Origin of the sequence: Autumnicola patrickiae (genome assembly GCF_031846525.1) — a bacterium.
GTDB classification, from domain to species: domain Bacteria; phylum Bacteroidota; class Bacteroidia; order Flavobacteriales; family Flavobacteriaceae; genus Autumnicola; species Autumnicola patrickiae.
On record NZ_JAVRHM010000088.1, the window covers coordinates 1 to 286 of the forward strand.

Annotated in this window: 1 protein-coding gene; it reads right to left on the bottom strand. The window is 37.8% G+C overall.

The features are described 5' to 3' along the window. Nucleotides 1–286: hypothetical protein (locus RM549_RS19460; RefSeq protein ID WP_311687788.1), on the bottom strand; the 286-nt coding region annotated here is incomplete at both ends.

The window sequence follows — 286 nt, forward strand, 5'->3', positions numbered from 1 at the left end:
CACCGATTAGTACGGCCAAAATCCATCCGGAATGTACGGCTACCACTGCGCGTTTAATTTTCATAGGTTTTAGAACACGGAGAATAATGAGGATAATCAGCAATGCTTCTAATGCCTCCCTGATAAGGATTGATAATGCAGCACCATAAATAAATGCAAAGGAATAGTCCCTTTCTGCTAATATAGACTTAGCCGAATTTATTTCTTTTTTTAGGGAATTATAATACTTTTCCGCACCTATTTTGTTGTTGTTTTGAAGTGCCTTTCGGTAAGCAATCATATCCCT